Raw genomic sequence first — 1,484 nt, 5'->3', positions numbered from 1 at the left:
GCGGTCATCCTCGACTTCGCCGAGGTCCCCGCGCACATGATGCCCGCGATGTTCACCTGCGGCCGCACCGCCGGCTGGTGCGCCCACATCCTCGAGCAGAAACGTCTCGGCAAGCTCGTCCGCCCCGCCGCCATCTACACCGGACCCGCGCCCCGCACCCCCGAGTCCGTCGAGGGCTGGGACCAGATCGCCCACACCGACATACCGGCCGACTGGTAAATAGAATGGAATCAACTGGCAGTTAGAGCTTTGCGAATCCCAAAGTCAGCGGGGGAGTCTGCACCTCGAGAGCTAGCCGAATCCTCAAGTTGAGAACCGAAATCCGCGACCTGGAACGTCGGATCACCGACGCCATCGCCGCCCATGGCCTCCAAGCTGCTGGAACGCCGCGGCATCGGCCCCGGCAGCGCAGCAACGTTGCTCATCACCGCCGGCGACAACCCCGACCGACTGCACAGCGAGGCATCATTCGCCGCCCTGTGCGGCGTCAATCCGGTCGACGCATCCTCTGGCAAGACCACCCGTCGCCGCCTCGACCGCGGCGGAGACCGACAGGCCTTCGCCGCCCTGTACCGCATCACTTGTCCCGTCTGCGCTGGGACGCCCAGACAGGCGCCTACCTCGCCCGGTGCATCGCCGAAGGCACGACCTGCCGGGAGGTAATCCGGTGCCTCAAAACCTACATCGCCCGAGAGATCTACCAGATCATCACCGAACCCCGGCCAGATGCCAGCACATACAGGTCGGCCGCTTGGCATCCGTAGGGGCATCTACGGCACCCACAAGGCTCCGATCGTGGCCAAATGGCTTGCGGTCCATGCTCGTTTCCACATATGCATTTCACCCCGACCTATTCCTCATGGCTCAACCAGGGTGAGCGCTGGTTCGGCCTTGTCACCGACCAACAACGTCGGTGCGGTGCGCACAAGTGTCGCCGCGCTGGGAATCGATCCGCGACTGGGTCCTTATGGAACGAGAACCCAACCTTTCGTCTGGACCAAGACCGCCGACGAGATTCTCGAACGCCTCGCCACATATTGCAACGTATCCCGGCGCACGACGCTAGGCCTACGCTAGGCCAACCGCACCACTGCCTCGATGTTGGCCAGCAATACGACCCCGAATACGCCTTTCCCGCCGTGTCTTCCACGGCTGCCGCAGCCTGGAGCGTGTCTGCTAATTGATCGGGGATTGATCCGCGACACTGGGACAGTGTTGCGTGCCAATGAGATCTCCGATGACCTGTGGGCTGTGATCGAGTCCGTCCTCCCTGCACTCTCGGGCCGTCGGGGGCGTCCGTGGAACGACCACCGGTTGACCCTGGAAGGAATCGCCTGGCGATTCCGAACCGGGTCACCGTGGCGGGATCTGCCCGAATACTTCGGCCCATGGCAGTCGATTTGGGAGCGTCATCGCCGCTGGTCGGACGACGGCACCTACGTGCGGATGTTCGCCGCGGTGCGGGCGGCAGCCCCCGAACGAGA

Annotated in this window: 3 protein-coding genes and 1 pseudogene; all 4 read left to right on the top strand. The window is 64.3% G+C overall.

Translation table 11 applies throughout. The annotated features are described in order from the left end of the window. Positions 1-219, top strand: a 219-nt coding sequence (locus tag ACFWAY_RS53765) for a citrate/2-methylcitrate synthase (RefSeq protein ID WP_378516540.1), incomplete at its 5' end; no start/stop codon positions are given. Positions 220-363: 144 nt separating this feature from the next. Next, positions 364-663, top strand: a complete 300-nt coding sequence (locus ACFWAY_RS53760; RefSeq protein ID WP_378516539.1) for a transposase — start codon at positions 364-366, stop codon at positions 661-663. A gap of 114 nt (positions 664-777) precedes the next feature. Continuing rightward, positions 778-894, top strand: a pseudogene (locus tag ACFWAY_RS53755) (transposase); the annotation flags it as partial. 318 nt (positions 895-1,212) lie between these two features. Continuing rightward, positions 1,213-1,484: transposase (locus ACFWAY_RS53750; RefSeq protein ID WP_378516538.1), on the top strand; the 272-nt coding region annotated here is incomplete at its 3' end.

The organism is Rhodococcus sp. NPDC059968, assembly GCF_042738615.1.
GTDB lineage: Bacteria > Actinomycetota > Actinomycetes > Mycobacteriales > Mycobacteriaceae > Rhodococcus_F.
Note: the sequence above shows the minus strand (reverse complement) of the source record. Positions and strands in the feature narration are given on the sequence as shown.

What these genes read in the sequence shown, in the direction of transcription:
- ACFWAY_RS53760 (WP_378516539.1), top strand. Translation starts at nt 364, where the DNA reads ATGGCCTCCAAGCTGCTGGAACGCCGCGGCATCGGCCCCGGCAGCGCA.